An 18,079-nucleotide genomic window follows, 5' to 3' on the forward strand; every position below is an offset into this window, starting at 1 on the left:
AAAGGGAGGATGACGGGGGTCGAACCCGCGACATAGGGATCCACAATCCCTCGCTCTGCCAGTTGAGCTACATCCTCCTAAAGAGAGTTTCAAAAACTGGGGTGCCTGGATTCGAACCAGGAACCCTCGGATCCAAAATCCGATGCTCTGCCAGTTGAGCTACACCCCATGAGAATATTTATTATAGCAAAATTTATTTGGAAAATCAAGGATTATCTAAAATTAAAAGAAGAACCACATTTACAGGACTGCTTTATGTTTGGGTTGTTGAATATAAAATTGTTGGTTTTCATAAGATTTTCTATATAGTCTAGTTCCGTGCCCTTTAGATAATCGTAAGAGTATTTGTCTATAGCAAGCTTAAAATCGCCGTAATCTATTACTATATCGCTGTCTTTTACAGCGTTATCAAATTCGGTATAATATTTATACCCTGCGCATCCTTCTTCTATAAGGCTTACTCTAAAAACCGGGTTTGTAAGCTGTTTTTTAGCGGCCAGTTTCTTAATGGCCTTTATAGCTCTATCTGTCAATGTAAATTCTACCATAGTTTTCATACCATTACCTCCTTCAAGGTGTTTATTCTAATATACTTATAAATTTAATTTTTTCTATATAAAATCTTCATATTAAAAAATAAATATTAAATTACTGATATGATTACATATCATAATATAACTCTTTCAAGAGTGTTTGGGTCTATAAAATAATTTTCTTTTATTTTAAATACCTTATGTTCTTTACCGGTATCTTCTGTTATAACATCGTAAGATGTAAGCTCTATTTCTAAGCTTTTCGCAAAATCCAAGATATCTTGAGGCAAAGAAAGTATTTCTAAATTTGAAAACTTGGATCTCAAAACATCTATAAAAACATTTACAACATCTTCTTTAGCAATATTTATATTTTCATCTTTAATCGTGGTAATATGCTCTTTTAAAATTGTTTTAAAACGATGTTTATCTTTTACATAGGATATTATATTTGCCATCGTATCAAAATCAAAATCCATAAGTATGTTTCCTACAAACACAAGCATATTTTCAATATCCCCAGCCCCTTGACCAGATATTTTTTTATCGTTTACAACTATATCTGCTATAGCTCTATAAAAAGCGTTTATACCCAAAGACTTATAAACTTCTATTATGATATTTGAAAAATACTTGTAAACATCCTCCATTTTAAAAGGGATTGTTTTGTTGCTTTTAGAAAAAATAAATTGATAAAAAACTTGGCCTGGATGAAGAAGCACAGTTCCCCCACCGGTATATCTTCTTATGATTGGTATGTTGTGGGTTTTGCAGCAATTAAAATCTAAAAAACGATTCGCGTTGTCAAAATATCCAAGACTAACACAAGTATCAGATGGTTCTGTTATAACAATACATTCTATTTGTTTTTTTGCTAATGCATGAAACAAAGCCACGGACGTAGTAGCTTTTAAATATGGTACTACAAATACTATCAAATATCTTTTACCATCCTTACCCAAAAGTTGTATTGGCCGTCTTTTCTAAAACCAAATTTTTCGTAGAACTTCATAGCTTTTTCGTTTTTATCTCCTACCCAAAGCTCTATAAGGTCTAGATTTCTTTGCTTAAAATACTCTATAGCCTTTTCCATCAACATTGATCCTACACCTTTATTAAAATAATCTGAGTCTACAAATATTTCGTGTATTGCTCCCACCACCTTGTTGTATTTTTTACTATACCAATTACCATCTATAGCCATAAAACCCACAATTTTATCACCGTCTTTTACTACGAAAAGCCCAGCTACGTCTCTTCTTAAAAGCCAGTTTATATAGACTTTTACGTCCTCTTCGTGAGTATATGAATATTCTTCTAAATTTTTGTAACTTTTAAGATATAGTTTTGCTACTTCGTCTATGTCTTTTACATCAAAAGAATGTATTTCCATTCAATGTTATATTCTAACCACTACACAGGTAATGGCTTCTTTCACTCCCTCTAACGTATGAATCTTTGTAATCACAAGTCTTCCAAGCTCATCCTGATTTTTAAGCTCTGCAAATACGATTATGTCGTAAGGGCCTGTTACCACGTCTGCCGTTCTTATGCCGTCAAAAGTAGAAAGTGCTATCATAATAGAAGGTATCTCTTTTGGCTCCGCTTTTATCATAATATAGGCTTTTATAGAGCTTTCCGACTCTAACTCCATCAATTCTGTGATGGATACTGGAAACGCCTTATCGTTCAACAAATCCATAATCTATCTCCTTTGCCTTAAATTTTATACCTAAAAGCTCAAAAACTAAAGGTGTATACTCTTTGTTTTCCCTAATTAGTTTTATTGCTCTATACACTATTTTTTTACAATCTTTTGAGCCATTTTTAGTATAATCTAACATATTTATAATTATAGGCTCTAACTCAAGATTTTCAAGCCATTTATAAAATTTATCAGCTTCGTCCAATATTATAAATTCACCTTTTTTAGCCTCTTGAATCCTATTTGATAAGTTGTTTTCTACTACTTCTTTTAAATCATCTACATTGTATAAAAAAACGCTATCCAAATCAGCACAAGATGGTTCTATATTTCTTGGCACAGATATATCTATTAAAAATATAGGCTTATAGTACCTTTTTTTCATAGCCTTTGATACAACGTCTTTTGTAATAACATATCCTTGGGCACCGGTAGAAACTAAAACTACATCAAACTCGTATAAAAACTGTTCTATCTCATCAAATCTTATTACATTAGCCTTGATCTTCTCTGCCAAACTTACCGCCCTTTCATAAGTCCTATTTGATATATATATGCTAGCTCCAGAGCGTTGAAGGTATATAGCTGCAAGCTCCCCCATCTCTCCAGCACCTATCAAAAGTACCTTGTGGTTTTTAAGCTCACCAAAAATACGTTTTGCCAGCTCTACCGCAGCATAACTAACAGATACCGCACTTTTGCTTATACCGGTTTCGTATCTTACCCTTTTAGAAGCATGTAGAGCGTTTTGGCATAGCCTATTCATAACTTTGCCAGTGGTTCCTGAAGCTTTTGCCTTAAAAAACGCCTCTTTGAACTGCGCTACTATTTGAGGCTCTCCTATAACCATAGAATCAAGACCAGAGGCAACTTTAAATATATGAGCTACAGCCTCTTTTCCAGCTTTTAAGAAAAGATGAGAGTTATCAACAGACTGGTTTTTTATTTCGGCGTATCTTCTAAAAGCATCTAAAACAAATTTTTCGTTGGAAGCATAAGCATATAGCTCAAGTCTATTGCAAGTAGACAAAAGCATAAACTCTTTAACGTTGGTAGAAGCCTTTAATATGTGTAAAATAGAATCTAGCTCTGAAGTGTCGCAACTTAATTTTTCCCTAAGTTCTACGGCAGCTGTTTTATAGTTAAGTCCTACAGCATATATATCACCTGCCATTTACATTCAAAATATCCTTTATGTAATCTAATACCTTATCTATTGGAACATCAACGGCTTTTAAAGTATGCCTATCTACCACTTCCACAAGACCATCTTTTGCCTTTTTACCCACTACTATCCTATAAGGTATACCTATTAAATCTGCATCGTTAAACTTAACTCCAGGTGATACATCCCTATCGTCAAAAAGCACTTCTATACCCTCTTGTGTTAGGCTTTTATAAAGATGCTCTGATGTGCTATATTGAATATCGTCTGAAGTATTTACACAACTAATAAGCACTTGAAATGGAGCCACAGGCAACGGCCACTTTATACCCTTTTCATCGTGATACTGTTCTACCAAAGCTGCTATAAGCCTTGATATACCTATACCATAACATCCCATTACAACAGGTTTTTCTACACCGTCTTTATCTGTAAAAAACGCCTTCATAGGCAAAGAGTATCTGGTACCAAGTAAAAATGTATGTCCAAGCTCCAATCCTTGAGCCACCTTCAAAGGACTGCCACATTCTGGGCAAGGGTCATTTTCTTCTACTTGGGCTACATCTACAAAGTTTTCAAAATCAATATTTGCATTTTTATAATGATAATGAGGCTTGTTGAAGGCCACTACCATATTTGAAGCGTTGTATAAAGAGTTATCCACTATTATCTCTATATCTTTACCTTCCACAAAAGGACCTATAAAACCTTTTTCGGTATTTAAAAGCCTCAAAACCTCATCATCTTCTGCTAATCTAAACTCATCTGTACCAAAAAGTCTTTCAAGTTTTTTCTCATCTATCTTCTTATCCCCTCTTATAAGCACCATAATAGGTTTATCTTCTTTTATATAAAGCACAGATTTTATAATTTTGCTTTTAGCTACATTTAAAAATGAAGAGAGTTCTTCGATGGTTTTAATGTTTGGAGTATATACCTCTTCTAAAACTAACGGTGGTTCTTTTTCTACGTTTGGTTTTTTTAATTCCACTATCTCGGTGTTGGCCGCATAGCCACAGTTTTCACAATAAGCTATCAGCGCTTCGCCATATTTTGTAATAGCCACAAACTCATGAGAGCTTTTTCCACCTATTTGACCAACATCAGCTTTTACCATCAATATATTTAAATTTAGTCTTTTAAAGATGTTTTTGTATGCTTTTACCATGATATCGTAAGAGTTCTTGGCACTTTCTTCGTCTGTATCAAAAGAATATGCATCTTTCATAATAAATTCTCTTCCTCTTATAAGCCCATAACGAGGTCTTTTCTCATCTCTAAACTTTGTATGTATCTGATATAGGTTTAAAGGAAGTTGTTTGTAAGATCTTACGGTTTTTCTTACCAAATCTGTAATCTCCTCTTCATGGGTAGGACCAAGACAGTAATCTCTATCGGATCTATCTTTTAGCTTAAAAAGTTCGTTGCCGTAATAATCCCATCTTCCGGTTTCTTTCCAAAGCTCCGCTGGATTTAATATAGTAAGTAGTAGCTCCTGAGCCCCAGCTTTATCCATCTCATCTCTTACTATATTTTCTATTTTCTTAAGCACTCTAAAGGCTATGGGTGTAAGCTCGTATATACCAGAAGCCACTTGCTTTATAAAACCTGCTTTTGTAAGAAATCTATGAGAAGCTGCCTCTGTTTCAGAGGGTTCTTCTTTTGTGGTGTATAAAAAATATCTACTCCATCTCATTCTATTTATTATATATTAAAAGCTATATCAAGAAGATATTTTATATTTATATGGGGATGGAGGGACTTGAACCCTCACGGGATTGCTCCCTGCGGATTTTAAGTCCGCTGCGTCTGCCATTTCGCCACATCCCCGCGACTAATTATATTATATCACAACATTTAAACTTTTAACTGAGTTAAAACATACTCTATCATATCTATTCTAAAATCTTGTCTGTAGTAGTTTAATACTATATTTCTTAGTTCTTTTATCAAAGATTCTCTTTCTTCTTCATGGGAAAGATAATAATCTATCTTTTTAATGGCATCTTCGATATTTGTATAAGTGATTTCTTTGTAATGCTCTTTGAATAGTATCATCGCTTCTTCTTTGTAATCCACAATAGGCAAGCTATGATATATTGGTGGTTCGTATATCATATCATGTACAGCACTAAAACCTTGGGAGTGTATATAAAATGTGATCTTTGAAGAAGATATTAGATATTTTAGCCTTGAATAGGGTATTTTTACAATATCTGTTGTGAAAAATCTATCCTTGTAATAATCTTTCAATGCGTTTGTAGCATAAGCCCTTACATAAGACATAACACTCGTTGATATATCAAAAAATTCTTGGTTAAAAAATCCGTCTTCTATACAAGGTATATCAAGACATTTTCTTATATCAGATACATCCTTTTTATAACACTCTATATAAGAAGCGTATTTTTTGTAAAAATCTTCGTTTGGTTTATGAAGACTTCCGGGGAAAATAACATCAAATATTTTTTCTTCTTTTGGTATATCATCATCCTGGGTGGATAAGTTTAGATTGCTCATAATAAAGCCGTTTGAGTTCCACCAATAGGCTTTTATACCAAGGGTTCTAAAGCACTCTGTTAAAAATTTATCGTGATGGATTATGGCAAACTTATGCTTGTATTTTCTTAGTATCTCAAGCCCTTCTCTTGTTAGATGAGCACGTCCCAAAAAAGGATGATCCACTTTTAAAGCTATTATCGGAACATCAAAGTTTTTAAACCAAAAATCTCTTGTCCTATAATCCCAAGAGGTTTCATTTCTCATGAAAAATAGATCGCCGTAAAATCCAAAAAACATAAAATCTGGATTAAAAGCCTTTACTTCATTTTTAAGCCTATCAAGGTTTAGAGGTATATCTTTTCTTAAAACCCCCACCGTATAGCCTTTTGATGCAAAAAGCTCCGGATAGTTTGATATAAGCTCCCAGTGATCTGTGATAAGCACCTTGCCTTTTGGACCTTTGGCGTAGATCTCTATGTAAGGCTCATTTTCTGAAAGCCTATTTGTCATATGAAACTTAAACACAGATTTTTCATACATATTCCACTTTGAGTAGTCTATTGACCTTTGGGAGTTTTGGTGTATGGGAAAAGAGCTTCCATATATGTATGTACCGTATTTGGCTTTTAGCTTATAAAAATTCTCATGCTCAAAAAGAGATAAGCTTATGCCGGTTGATAAAGTAAGTATATTTGAGAAAAACTCCCCAAAGTACTCGCTATTTTGAGAAAGCTCATTGGAACTATATAAAAACAAATCCTTTCCAAGGTGTTTGAACAAGTTTATAAAAGCTTTTGGTGTAAGAGAAGATTTAAAAGATGATTTGTATCTTCCAAGCGTATTTAGGATGCTTTCTTTGTTTGGAGCTCCTATTAGTATGTGTTTGTCTTTGAAGATTTTTAGCAATCCTGTATCGATAGTTCTTATATCTGGTATAAGCACAATATCTATATCACTAAGTACATCTTCTATAGCCCCATCGTAATATTTTGTTCCAAAGAGCACAAAACCTATTTTCTTCAGTTCTTCATCTTCTTCAACATTTACAGTCTCATAACCAAGATAGTTTAAAAGATGGGATATCTCTCCGTTAAAAGCCCTGTAAACAAGGACACTCCCCTTTAGTTTTGAGGCTTTTAGTATATAAGCAATATCAATATTGTGCATTTTATCAAGCATACTAAGAGCAATAGGATCTTTGTAAAAGCTAAAAAACCCCAATATACCCCAATCCGATAAACCTTTTTCTACAAAAAAAGGTTCTTTTTTAGAAAAGATGATGCTTTTACAAGCACTACACTCTCTATATTCATCAGCATTTAATACATCCAAAAGGTACATAGGTGCTTTTTCAAGGCAGTATTTACAAGTGTCTTCTTTTACAAGTTCTTTGTTTGATTTTTCTATGGCATCTTGTATAATTTGATCTGGTATAGATTCTATATCCATGCAAGGGTTTAGATTAGAACCTCTAACTTTTGCTTCAACACAAACCCCTTCTGATATCCTCATGCAAGGACTTGAACACAAAGCCCCTACAAAGGGTATCTCCATACACTTCACATAAGAGATTTCACCAAAAACTTTTTTATCAAACCCACCCACCATAAAAACACAAGGGGTTTTGTTTACATGGCATATATAAGCCACTGCTGGATGCGTGGTAATGATAACTTTTGAGCTTTTAAGAGCATCAAAGATTTTATTTAAACTGGATTTGGTAAATATATTTTGAGGTATGGTGATAGATTTTTCTATATTCGAAGTATTTTTTATATTGGCTTTGTAAAAACCTTGAGAGTTTATAAAAGTGCTAAAAACACTTGGTTTATGCTCTAAAAATGGCTCTAAAGTGATAGCCTCCACATCAAAAAACCGTTCAAAATAAGATATCCTATTTGAAGTATCAAACTCATAAGAGGTCAAGTCTTCTTCAAAAAGCACATAAAAAACATCGTAAGAGAGTATATCATCTAAAGAAGGTATATCTTTTAAAGTATTTATACCAAAACCCACATATATATCTTTGTTTGAAAACGGATAAACATCCACCTGAGATTCTTTTTCTATAGCTTTTAGTATTGGCATTAAACATACACTGCTAAAAGCATCCAAATCAGCAAGCACCAAAACCTTTTTGGGCTTTTTATCCAAGTAAGACAGATTAAGATGCTTAAGATAGCTTTTTCTTATAGACAAAAGCTCTTTTTCTTCTACAATCTCAAATAAAACCTTTGCAAGAAAATCAGGCACCAATACCGGATAATCTGGTATTTCGATAAACTCTTCTTTATAATCTATGTTTGTTCTTGAATGTAGTTTTATAGCTTTCATGAAGATATATTATAAACCAAGATTGATAGTCAAATTGTATAAGTTCACTACATCGTGAAGAATATATCTGTGTTAGTAAGTAAAATTATAAAAGCATGCAATTTTCAATCAGAAGAGACATAAAATTTTACATGATAATGTTTATCATATTCTAAGTTTATGCCTTTTACTACAATCTTTAAAGCTTTTATTTTTAGTAAATTATTTGTTTCTCCGTTCATTAGATTATTTAAATCATTTTGATTTGTAATAAGATATTTTATAAACAAATGATCTCTATAAACCATAGGGACTACGCGAAGAGGTCCAGCTACCGCATTGTTCGAAGCTTGAATATATATATATATGGCAAAGGGGTTTGTATAGAGTATCTATAATATGTGATAAAAGAGTATTTTTAAATTCAATATCCATAAACTCAGCGTTTTGAGGTACTTTAACCCATTGATTAAACTCAGCTCTTATAGTTGATATCGGAAACAAATTTAAATTATTGCACGAGTTTTTTCTTGTAAACAGACTATACGGGTTCCCTGGGATTTTTAGTTTATAGCATGATAAAATTGCATCAAAAGTATATGGTTCAGAGAATAGTGGATATCTACCATCTATGTCCTGAAATGAATAAATTATATTTTGTAAATTATTGTTATTTAAAATCTGTTTAGCGTTCTGCTCATCAAGATATGGGGTATATGCAGAATATGTCTGTGGAATGACCTCGGGAATGAATTTAAAGTGATAACCCTGTGCCATCATAAGGTTCCATGCAATAATCGTAACTGGATTATTAGCCACAGCTTGAACAATTGATGGTGGAAGCTGAGACTGACTACGTATTGCATTATCGGTAAATTGCTGATATTGCGTTCTTGCATGTTTGGAAGAAATAAGTTCTAAGAACTGTATAAAATTATAAGGCGGCAAAATATTGATTGCACCACCAATAATATTGAAACAGAATATTAAAATAAAAATCAGATTGAGAAAATTGCTTGAAAATTCTAGTTTTGAGTAAATCAATATAGTAAAAGCTATCACAGTCAAAGAAACTGTGAAAAAATATAAAGCATGGCCACCTATTAAACCAGGATCATGTCTAATGAACCCTTCTTTAAAAGAAAGAAACAATATTAAAAAAAGTAAAATAAGCTGGGAGAATAGGACTTTTTGTTTTTTCTTGTAAGAGATTAAAATTAAATATAGAAAATATAAGATTGTAATTATCGCTACAAATGTTTGAACATGGTTACCGTTCAAGTACATTGCTTGAGCGTATCCTTTTATAATTTCATACACTCCTACAAGCATAGATGGTATATTTATTAGATCTTGTCCAGTAAGTTTAAGGATAAGCAGAAAAGCTACAACAAAAGAAATTAAACCTATAAAGCTTTTAACAAATAATTTTTTGCTTTTAAAGCTATATCCTATTAAAAACGGATACAACAAGAGAAACATTACTGCAAGTGGGATAACGTTAAACTTAATCAAAGAACTCAAAGCCCATAGTATACCTGATAAAATATATCTTATTGTAATTATTTTATTATTTGTGAAATCGTAATCAAAAGTGTTTATAATTATAAAAGCACCCATAATATAAAAAGCAGTTGTAATAGAAATTGTTATTATAGCTACAATTGCAACTATCAATACATAATAAAAAAATATTCTATTGTTGATATTGTCCTTTTTGTTTTTAATAATATAAAAGTATAAGAAGTAGATCAACAACAATGAGAAACTAAACTTAGCAAGTATTTGTGATATAGATGCTATAAACCACAATAGATGATCACTATAAAAAAAAGGAATTCTCAAAAAACCGAGCGGACCTTCGGGCCATATTATTTGTTTGCCCCATTGCAAATGATGCACAAGAGCATACTCCACAACCCACATCCACGATGTATCCAGTAAATCACCAGCTGGTGCGAGTGGTACTACCAATGAAGGAATAGTTGTAAATATCAAAAGGAATATAGCTATAATCATGAAAGTATTATTGTTCATTTTTAATTTCTTCATCAATAAACCCTCCTGTTGTTTAAAAGCATAGCATACCTTTTATAAACAATCATGAAAAAAAATTATATCATAAAGTTTGTGTATAAATTTGTTAGATTGTGAACATATATAAATTGTGACGGACTTATAAACTGTAGCATACTTGTGGGGCGTGGTATACTTGTGGTGATAAGTGTCTTTTAAGCAAACCCCAGTATGAAAATTATATCAACTTTCGTTTTTTATTATTGTACAAGTTCACTACATCGTGAACACATACCCACAAAAAAATTATAACACATCATCATAGGACTGCCTCGGAATTCTTTATACCATTGCCATTAACTGTGGCATACTTGTAAGCTACTTCAGCAGGTGTTCTATAACCTAACGAACAATGAGGTCTTACAAAGTTATATTTTTCTATGTACTTCTCCAAGAGGCTATTAAGATGATCTATTGTGTAATCTATACCTTCTATAAACCATAATTCTTCTTCTATTGTTCTTATTACCCGTTCAACATTACCATTGGTCTTAGGGGTTCTTGGATAACTGTAGTAATGCTCTATCCCTATTTCTTTCAAGTACTTGTCAAACTCTCCCATAAATTCACTCCCATTGTAGTGTGCATAGCATTTTTTACATCGTATATGCCTGTTCTTTCGTAAACCCACGAAGTAAAATGCGATACTATCGCTCTCTGTTTGAACTTTAGATATGCTAAATCCAAAGTATTTCATAGCCTCTTGGATAAAAAGCTTTGTGTTCCTTGATGTTTTATTCTTGTATACCTTTGCAAAGACAAGCCTACTGTGTTTGTCTATAGCTGTATACTGGTAATAAGTTATACCTCTTAGCATTAGATGTTTGAGATCTATCTGGATCACCTCACCAGGAGCTCTGGCTTTAAGGCCTGTCTTTATCCTCTTCTTATTGACGTTGTATTTCTTTTTTCTTTGTTGTTTTATACTCCTTGTTCTTTCTATTAACCCAAAGCCTTTTAGTACTCTGTAAATCGTTGATGGTGATACTTTTATACCCTTTTCTTTTTCTAGATATAGTGTGCTAAAAGCATTTCTCGGAGCTTTAGGGAGCCTTTGCCTGTTCTTTAACTCTGAAATGCGCTGATAGCGCTCTATTGCTATTTTCTCTTTGCTCCAAGTGGGATTGTTGTTTCTTATACGTATTATATCAAGTTCATATTTCTTTCTCACAGTTGGAGTTCTTTTTCTCAAAGGAGTTTTAGGTCTGTCTAAGAGTCCTTTCAATCCATCCTTTTGATATCTTTTGAGCCATTTGTAGAATGTGGTTCTTGATAGTGTGCCAGGGGCATTTCTTACTATTGCGTGGCATACTTGTCGTGTGATAAGTGTATTCTAAGAACATGCTTATCTGAAACATGCTAAAGCACTATTGACATATCGAAGCTTTCCTATTAAACTTTTTGAATATAGGGTGAATAATGTGGTTTGGGTACCTATCCTTCCCTTCATGGTACCCACCTCCTTTCTGAAATTCTTTCCATTCTCTCCTTAAAGTTTCTAAACATACACACTTACCTCCTTGTAAAATTTTAAGGAATATTTTAACAAGGTAAGTGTTCACAGTCTATCTGAACTTATACAGGTGTGTGTTCATAGTCTATCTGAACTTATACAAAATACTCCTTACAAAATCCTCCAATCTCAAAGAGGGATCTGGATTTAATTTATGTAAATCCGATTTTTTATAATATTTTCCTTTTAAAAATCTCATGTTGCCTACCAAGCTTACCATAGCTGCGTTGTCTGTGCAGTATTTTATGGAGGGGATATAACACTCTATATCAAGGGCGTTTAGCTTTTCTCTTAGGCGTTTGTTGGCAGCTACACCACCCACCACCACAAGACGGTTGACGGCGGTTTTTTTTATAGCTTTTTGCAAGGTTCTTATAATGTGATTTACTATAGCCTCTTGGTAGGAAAAAACAAGGGCATCTTTGGGGTATTTGTCTTTGTTTTCTCTTAAAAACGTTTTTAAACCACTAAAAGAAAACGCTATCCTATCATCTTTTATAGGTATTGGAAAGTCTATCGTTTCAGGATTTTCATATGAAGATAAAAACTTTTCTATGGCAGGACCGCCAGGGTATTGAAGACCAAGAAGCACAGCTCCTTTATCAAAGGCCTCGCCGGCTGCATCGTCAAGGGTTTTCCCTATTAGCTCATAATGTTCAAAGCCTTTTACGAGGTAAATCTCAGTGTGACCTCCGGACACCACAAGGGCCAAAAATGGATATTCTACGTTGTATTCTAAAAACACCGAGTATATGTGAGCTTCTATATGATGGACTGGTACTATAGGTATATCCAAAGCATAAGATAAACCACTGGCAAAAGAAGCTCCAACCAAAAGAGATAATATAAGCCCGGGGGCTATCGTGACTGCCAAAAAATCTATATCAGAGGGTTTTATTTTATGTTTTTCTAAAAGCTCATAAAACAGTATATAAAGATTTTTTGTATGCTCTCTGGAGCAAAGCTCTGGGACTATGCCGTTGTATATCTTGTGAGCATTTACTTGGGAGCTAAGGAGATTATCTATAAGACCTCTTTTACTACTATACAAAGCTAAAGCAGTATCGTCACAAGAGGTCTCAATACCAAGCCATAGCTTTTCTTCGTCGTGTTTCATCCATTATGAGGCTTTTTTCTTTGGTTTCTCTTCTTCAGACTTTACGGGTTTTCCTTCTAAATAGTCTATGGCAGCTTTTAGCTGAGGGTCTTTGTTGGGAAGAAGTATAACCTTTTGTTTATCGCCTTTTAGCCTCATATCCTCTATAGTTTTTATAAGTTCTTCTTGTTCTTTGGCCGGAAATTTTATCAGTATATCTGGCATAATGCCTTTTTTGTTTATACATATACCAGCTGGCGTATACCAATAGGCTATCGTTAGCTTTAGGCCTGCTCCATTTTCTAAAGGTATGAGGTTTTGAACAGAACCTTTACCGAAAGTCTTCTCGCCTATAATAGTGGCTCTCTTGTAATCTTTTAATGCTCCAGTGACTATCTCAGCAGCACTTGCAGTACCGCCGTTTACAAGGACCACAACCTTATCTTGCATTGGTATAAGTGGATTGTGCTTGGTGTAGTATTTATGCTCCCCTACTACTCTGCCTTTCGTATAAACCACCAGCTTACCTTTTGGTAAAAATACATTTCCTACTTTTATAGCCTGTGTTAAAAGACCACCTGGATCGTTTCTTAAGTCAAAGATAAACTCATTGGCACCTTTTGCCTCAAGTTTTTTGACAGCTTTAGCAAGCTCACTGTAAGCGTTTTCTTGGAATTGCACAAGTTTTATATATCCTATATGGTTGTCTACCATTGCAGCTTTTACGGCAGGTACCTTTATAATTTCTCTTGTGAGTTTGAAAGTAAGAGGATGATCTACACCTTTCCTAAATATAGTAAGCGTTACAGTTGTGCCGGGCTTTCCTTTTATAAGCTTTATTACTTTGAATAAACTCATATTAGAAGTGTCTTTGCCGTTTATTTTTATGATAATATCTCCAGCTCTCATACCAGCGTTGTAAGCAGGCGTCCCTTCTATAGGAGCTATTACTATAGGTCTTCCATCTTTTCTTGCTATCTCTATGCCAATACCGCCAAACTGACCTTCGGTATCTTGGGTAAATTCTTTAAACTCAGAGGGGGTAAAAAAGTCAGAAAATGGATCAAGAGATTGAAGCATACCGTTTAAAGCGCCGTAAATCATTTTCTTAGTACTTGGGTTTACCACGTAATTTTGCTTCGTAATTTCAAAAACATCCATAAAAAGCCTTATATAATCAGCATCAGACTGATGTTTTTTGTTTTGTTCTGCCTTTGCACCCACCAAAAATCCACCAACAAAAACTATCGGTACAGTTAAAGCCAAAGAAATCTTTTTCATCAAGCGTTCTCCTGTCATGGTTTTAAAATATAAATACTTTTTATGTTTTTTATATAAAATTTTGCGTTTCCAAGGCTACCAAGCCCGTAGCATGTCATATCCTTAGAAAGTTCAACTAACTTTCCGCTTGGATTTGCATTTGTTTTTAAATCTACCTCAACGTTGTTTGCTCTGAAAGCTTCAACATCTATAGACCTTACTGTGTTTAAGTCTACAAAATAGCTTAAAGAACCATCTTTTACGTCTATATATGTCCTGCCATCACAGTTGCAATTTTGTAAAATATGTGACTTACCAGTATTATCTATAACCTTACACGTAATACCAGTGGGCACGCTCTGCATCGGCGTTGTTTCACCCATACCATAACTTACGCCAAAAGCTAAAAAAACCCACAATATTATTGAACTTCTTTTAAAAGCCTTCAACATATTATTTTAATTATATCACATAACAATATATTTTTGTATTAAATCGCTTATAAACCAATTATAAAAGAATTCAACTTGTACAAAGCTCTTGCAAAATCTTAAAGATATGATATAATATTAATGTTTAGAGCCACTAGCTCAGCAGGTAGAGCAACGGACTTTTAATCCGTGGGTCGGGGGTTCAAGTCCCCCGTGGCTCATATTTTCTTTATAATTCTTTTGGACAATATTATAACTTCCAACTTAAATTATCTCTATAAAAACTATTTTTTCAGAGTCATTATATAATCGCTAAAACTATGTTAGCATTTTTAATAATCTTTTATATTTTAAACATCATATATCATATTGGTATAATAAAAAAAATGATACATATAATAACTTTTAATTATTTTTATATTTTTCCTTTATAATTTTTTTACAAGTTTTTAATCAAATATTAACAATAAACCTTTAAAATGCTAAAGTATTAAGCGTTAGGAGGTTTAATATGGCAAAAGTTGTCAAAGGTAGTATAGCAGAAGCTTTAAACACTTCGCAGTTTAGTCTTTTTCACATCAAGGCTATGTTTGCTTCAGCCATGGGATTTTTTACATCGGCTTACGACTTGTTCATAATAGGTACTGCCCTTGTGCTAATAAAAGATGAATGGCACCTAAGCGCCCAACAAGTAGGTCTTATAGGTTCTATATCTCTTATAGCTACTTTCTTTGGTGCTTTTATCTTTGGAAATCTCGCAGACAGGCTTGGTAGAAAATCTGTTTACGGCATAGAAGCTATTTTGATGGTTTTAGGCGCTTTAATGTCCGCTTTTTCTTTTAACGTAGGCTTTTTACTTTTATCTCGTTTTATATTGGGCTTAGGAGTAGGGGGAGATTATCCTCTTTCTGCGGTTATAATGAGCGAGTATGCAAACACTACCACAAGAGGTAGAATGGTTACATTGGTATTTAGCGCTCAGGCACTGGGTTTGATAGCTGGACCTATGGTGGCGCTCACTCTTTTGGCGGCTGGAGTAGACAAAGATTTAGCCTGGAGAATAATGCTTGGGCTAGGTGCCTTACCAGCAGCTACGGTTATATATTTAAGAAGAAGGTTACCAGAATCCCCAAGATGGCTTGCAAGAGTTAAAGGTGAGAAAGAAGTGGCGGCAAAAGATTTAGCATCGTTTTCACTTGGTGATATAGTCATAGAAGAAGTCAAAGACCAGATAGTCAAAAAACCTTTATCAAAATATTGGTTACAGCTTTTAGGTACCGCTGGTACATGGTTTTTGTTTGACTACGCTTACTATGGCAACACTATATCAACACCTTTAGTACTAAAACATATAGCAACCCATGCAAATTTAATACAAAGTACAGCTATAAGCTTTCTAATATTTGTGGTATTTGCTGTACCTGGTTATTTCATAGCCGCTGCCACTATAGACAAAATAGGACATAAATTTTTGCAAATGCTTGGATTTTTCATGATGGGTCTTATGTTTTTCATAATAGGAATGTTTCCTTCAATAGTACACAATTTTCCTCTTTTCGTAACGTTGTATGGTTTGTCTTACTTCTTTGCAGAGTTTGGCCCAAATACCACCACCTTTGTATTGCCAGCGGAGGTATTTCCAGTAAACGTTAGAACCACAGCCCATGGTATATCTGCTGGCGTAGCTAAGATAGGCGCATTCATAGGAGCTTACTTCTTCCCAATCTTGTTAAAGTCGTTGGGATTAAGCCATACCTTGCTTTTGACATTTGTATTCTCGTTAGCTGGACTAATACTTACTTATATAGCAATCCCAGAACCAAAAGGAAAATCTTTGGAAGAAGTATCTCAAGAAGATACGACCCTTTCAAAGCCCTCACCTGCTACCTAACATATAAAAATAGCCCCGTTTGGGGCTTTTAAAATTAACAAAAAATTAAAAATAAAAGTTTAATATAAAGATATGAAATATGTAAAGTTTTTTTACAAAATACTTGTTTTCCTAATGCTTTTCATAGCTTTTATTTTAAAATCTCTATATATAGATATTTTTATTAAAAACCAAAAAGAAAAGAGGAAAGCTTTCGTAAAAAATGCTTCTTTGTTCTCTATGCTAGTGATTAAATTCTTCAACATAAATATAAAACAAAACGGCATGTATATAAAAGACTCTCAAAATTATATAATAGTATCAAACCATCTTAGTTATATTGATATAGTGGTTTTGAGCGCTTTTGTAGAGACAGTTTTTATATCCACAAAGGAAGTGCAAGAGACGTTTTTGTTTGGGCATATAGCAAGATATGGAGGGGCGGTATTTATAGATAGAAAGAACAAAGCAAACATACTTTCTGATATGGAGCTTTTTAAATCTGTTTTAGAAGAGGGTTTTAAGGTGGTGGTGTTTTTAGAGGGCACCACTTCAAACGGTGATGATGTTCTTCCTTTTAAAAGTAGTTTTGTAGAGATCATGCTAAAAGCCCAAAAACCAATATTACCAATATGTATAAAGTATAAATCTATAAACGGCAAACCAATAGCTATATCCAGTAGAGATTACGTATTTTACTATGGAGATATGGAACTTTTTAAGCATCTTTTAAGCTTCTTGTTAAATGTAGATAGTATGGAAGTTGAACTTTTCTTCTTAAACCCTCTGTATCAAACGTCTTATCTCAATAGAAAAGAACTAACAAAAATACTATATGAGGATATAAGATCTTGCTATTTGGAAAAACCTATAAGTTTTTAAATATATCAATTCACGATGTTTGCCCTTCAAACCTTGAAAATATTTTTAAACTAAAAGAACTGTTAGCTGAAAATGGCTTCGACAATATAACTTTTCTTCTTATTCCCTTTTACCACGAAAAAGAAACGCTTTTAGATATTAAAAACGAGGTATTGGAGATTACAACAGACGCCGAGGTTATACTTCATGGATACACTCACAGCTCAAAGGATTTTGGAAAATACGATTATAGGAAGATATTTACCCATAAAGAAGCGGAGTTTTTATTAGAGGATGAACTTAGCCTAAGGCTTGATAAAGGAATTGAGATGTTAAAAGAGCTTGATATAACACCAAAGGGCTTTATAGCACCCGCTTGGCTTTTCAAAAAAGAGTTATTACAGCTTTTAAAAGAAAAAGGATTTTTATTTACAACCGATAGAAGGTATATATACAATCTTCAAGAAAACAAAAAGATATTTTTACCGGTTTTGGGCTTTGGTAGCAGGGGCTATATAGAAGATGTTTCTATTTTTTCTTTTGATAAGATGTTTTTTATGCTAAAAGCCCTAAACGTTGTAAGGATAGCTCTTCATCCAGTAGACATTAAAAATCCTTCTAAAATTTATAAACTCCTCAAAGTATTGGAATATACAAGAAAAGAACATTTTCAAATAAATGGTTTATATCATATTATAAAAGCAAAAAACTTAATAAAAAATTAACACATATGTATTAAATTAGATAATAGCTA

Annotated in this window: 16 protein-coding genes and 4 tRNA genes; 4 read left to right on the plus strand and 16 right to left on the minus strand. The window is 33.4% G+C overall.

Translation table 11 applies throughout. From position 1 onward, the window contains the following. Positions 1–4: 4 nt before the first annotated feature. The 16 genes from HY04AAS1_RS03405 to HY04AAS1_RS03480 all read right to left on the minus strand — a co-directional run bounded on the left by HY04AAS1_RS03405 (position 5) and on the right by HY04AAS1_RS03480 (position 14,615). Positions 5–77: transfer RNA gene (locus tag HY04AAS1_RS03405), tRNA-His, on the minus strand. Positions 78–96: 19 nt separating this feature from the next. Beyond that, positions 97–169: transfer RNA gene (locus tag HY04AAS1_RS03410), tRNA-Gln, on the minus strand. A gap of 43 nt (positions 170–212) precedes the next feature. Further along, positions 213–557, minus strand: a complete 345-nt coding sequence (locus tag HY04AAS1_RS03415; RefSeq protein WP_012513724.1) for an iron-sulfur cluster assembly accessory protein — start codon at positions 555–557, stop codon at positions 213–215. A 110-nt stretch (positions 558–667) separates the two neighbouring features. Next, positions 668–1,471, minus strand: coding sequence for a biotin/lipoate A/B protein ligase family protein (locus HY04AAS1_RS03420; RefSeq protein ID WP_337954089.1), 804 nt, complete (start codon positions 1,469–1,471; stop codon positions 668–670). Beyond that, the gene (locus HY04AAS1_RS03425; RefSeq protein WP_012513726.1) at positions 1,468–1,926 is read right to left on the minus strand and encodes a GNAT family N-acetyltransferase; all 459 of its coding nucleotides are present in this window, start codon (positions 1,924–1,926) and stop codon (positions 1,468–1,470) included. Before HY04AAS1_RS03425 ends, HY04AAS1_RS03420 begins: the two co-directional genes overlap by 4 nt. 6 nt (positions 1,927–1,932) lie before the next feature. Then, complete coding sequence (locus HY04AAS1_RS03430) at positions 1,933–2,235, minus strand: Lrp/AsnC ligand binding domain-containing protein (RefSeq protein WP_041308015.1); 303 nt, start codon at positions 2,233–2,235, stop codon at positions 1,933–1,935. Continuing rightward, entirely contained in the window at positions 2,216–3,412 is a 1,197-nt protein-coding gene (hemA, locus tag HY04AAS1_RS03435; RefSeq protein WP_012513728.1) for a glutamyl-tRNA reductase, read from the minus strand. Before hemA ends, HY04AAS1_RS03430 begins: the two co-directional genes overlap by 20 nt. Beyond that, positions 3,402–5,099 (minus strand): proline--tRNA ligase, encoded by a 1,698-nt coding sequence (locus tag HY04AAS1_RS03440; protein WP_012513729.1) that lies wholly within the window; start codon positions 5,097–5,099, stop codon positions 3,402–3,404. The genes hemA and HY04AAS1_RS03440 overlap by 11 nt, the downstream gene beginning before the upstream one ends. A gap of 51 nt (positions 5,100–5,150) precedes the next feature. Continuing rightward, positions 5,151–5,233, minus strand: a tRNA-Leu gene (locus HY04AAS1_RS03445). 27 nt (positions 5,234–5,260) lie between these two features. Next, a complete protein-coding gene (locus HY04AAS1_RS03450) occupies positions 5,261–8,239 on the minus strand; it encodes a glycosyltransferase (protein WP_012513730.1) in 2,979 nt (992 codons plus the stop codon). Positions 8,240–8,343: 104 nt separating this feature from the next. Beyond that, on the minus strand, positions 8,344–8,526 hold the full coding sequence (locus tag HY04AAS1_RS03455) for a hypothetical protein (protein WP_012513731.1): 183 nt from the start codon (positions 8,524–8,526) through the stop codon (positions 8,344–8,346). Then, positions 8,516–10,270, minus strand: a complete 1,755-nt coding sequence (locus tag HY04AAS1_RS03460; RefSeq protein WP_012513732.1) for a hypothetical protein — start codon at positions 10,268–10,270, stop codon at positions 8,516–8,518. The genes HY04AAS1_RS03455 and HY04AAS1_RS03460 overlap by 11 nt, the downstream gene beginning before the upstream one ends. 283 nt (positions 10,271–10,553) lie before the next feature. Then, a complete protein-coding gene (locus HY04AAS1_RS03465; protein WP_012513733.1) occupies positions 10,554–11,519 on the minus strand; it encodes an integrase core domain-containing protein in 966 nt (321 codons plus the stop codon). A gap of 373 nt (positions 11,520–11,892) precedes the next feature. Beyond that, positions 11,893–12,924, minus strand: a complete 1,032-nt coding sequence (gene tsaD, locus HY04AAS1_RS03470; protein ID WP_012513734.1) for a tRNA (adenosine(37)-N6)-threonylcarbamoyltransferase complex transferase subunit TsaD — start codon at positions 12,922–12,924, stop codon at positions 11,893–11,895. A gap of 3 nt (positions 12,925–12,927) precedes the next feature. Continuing rightward, positions 12,928–14,184: a S41 family peptidase gene (locus HY04AAS1_RS03475; RefSeq protein ID WP_012513735.1), complete on the minus strand. Its 1,257-nt coding sequence runs from the start codon at positions 14,182–14,184 to the stop codon at positions 12,928–12,930. A 14-nt stretch (positions 14,185–14,198) separates the two neighbouring features. Continuing rightward, positions 14,199–14,615: a hypothetical protein gene (locus HY04AAS1_RS03480; protein WP_012513736.1), complete on the minus strand. Its 417-nt coding sequence runs from the start codon at positions 14,613–14,615 to the stop codon at positions 14,199–14,201. A gap of 127 nt (positions 14,616–14,742) precedes the next feature. Between HY04AAS1_RS03480 and HY04AAS1_RS03485 the strand changes: the two genes are divergently transcribed. From HY04AAS1_RS03485 to HY04AAS1_RS03500, 4 genes are all read left to right on the plus strand, one after another. After that, positions 14,743–14,815, plus strand: a tRNA-Lys gene (locus tag HY04AAS1_RS03485). Positions 14,816–15,105: 290 nt separating this feature from the next. After that, positions 15,106–16,485, plus strand: coding sequence for an MFS transporter (locus tag HY04AAS1_RS03490; RefSeq protein WP_012513737.1), 1,380 nt, complete (start codon positions 15,106–15,108; stop codon positions 16,483–16,485). A gap of 72 nt (positions 16,486–16,557) precedes the next feature. Further along, complete coding sequence (locus tag HY04AAS1_RS03495; RefSeq protein ID WP_012513738.1) at positions 16,558–17,346, plus strand: lysophospholipid acyltransferase family protein; 789 nt, start codon at positions 16,558–16,560, stop codon at positions 17,344–17,346. Further along, positions 17,316–18,050, plus strand: a complete 735-nt coding sequence (locus tag HY04AAS1_RS03500; RefSeq protein WP_012513739.1) for a polysaccharide deacetylase family protein — start codon at positions 17,316–17,318, stop codon at positions 18,048–18,050. Before HY04AAS1_RS03495 ends, HY04AAS1_RS03500 begins: the two co-directional genes overlap by 31 nt. The last annotated feature ends 29 nt before the right edge of the window (positions 18,051–18,079 follow it).

Origin of the sequence: Hydrogenobaculum sp. Y04AAS1 (assembly GCF_000020785.1) — a bacterium.
Lineage (GTDB): Bacteria > Aquificota > Aquificia > Aquificales > Aquificaceae > Hydrogenobaculum.

Excerpts from the sequence above, each read along its gene's own strand:
- HY04AAS1_RS03455 (WP_012513731.1), bottom strand. The coding sequence starts at position 8,526 with ATGGTTTATAGAGATCATTTGTTTATAAAATATCTTATTACAAATCAA.
- HY04AAS1_RS03495 (WP_012513738.1), top strand. The coding sequence starts at position 16,558 with ATGAAATATGTAAAGTTTTTTTACAAAATACTTGTTTTCCTAATGCTT.
- HY04AAS1_RS03415 (WP_012513724.1), bottom strand. The coding sequence starts at position 557 with ATGAAAACTATGGTAGAATTTACATTGACAGATAGAGCTATAAAGGCC.
- HY04AAS1_RS03425 (WP_012513726.1), bottom strand. The coding sequence starts at position 1,926 with ATGGAAATACATTCTTTTGATGTAAAAGACATAGACGAAGTAGCAAAA.
- HY04AAS1_RS03460 (WP_012513732.1), bottom strand. The coding sequence starts at position 10,270 with ATGAAGAAATTAAAAATGAACAATAATACTTTCATGATTATAGCTATA.
- tsaD (WP_012513734.1), bottom strand. The coding sequence starts at position 12,924 with ATGAAACACGACGAAGAAAAGCTATGGCTTGGTATTGAGACCTCTTGT.
- HY04AAS1_RS03480 (WP_012513736.1), bottom strand. The coding sequence starts at position 14,615 with ATGTTGAAGGCTTTTAAAAGAAGTTCAATAATATTGTGGGTTTTTTTA.
- HY04AAS1_RS03475 (WP_012513735.1), bottom strand. The coding sequence starts at position 14,184 with ATGAAAAAGATTTCTTTGGCTTTAACTGTACCGATAGTTTTTGTTGGT.
- HY04AAS1_RS03450 (WP_012513730.1), bottom strand. The coding sequence starts at position 8,239 with ATGAAAGCTATAAAACTACATTCAAGAACAAACATAGATTATAAAGAA.
- HY04AAS1_RS03490 (WP_012513737.1), top strand. The coding sequence starts at position 15,106 with ATGGCAAAAGTTGTCAAAGGTAGTATAGCAGAAGCTTTAAACACTTCG.
- HY04AAS1_RS03440 (WP_012513729.1), bottom strand. The coding sequence starts at position 5,099 with ATGAGATGGAGTAGATATTTTTTATACACCACAAAAGAAGAACCCTCT.
- hemA (WP_012513728.1), bottom strand. The coding sequence starts at position 3,412 with ATGGCAGGTGATATATATGCTGTAGGACTTAACTATAAAACAGCTGCC.
- HY04AAS1_RS03430 (WP_041308015.1), bottom strand. The coding sequence starts at position 2,235 with ATGGATTTGTTGAACGATAAGGCGTTTCCAGTATCCATCACAGAATTG.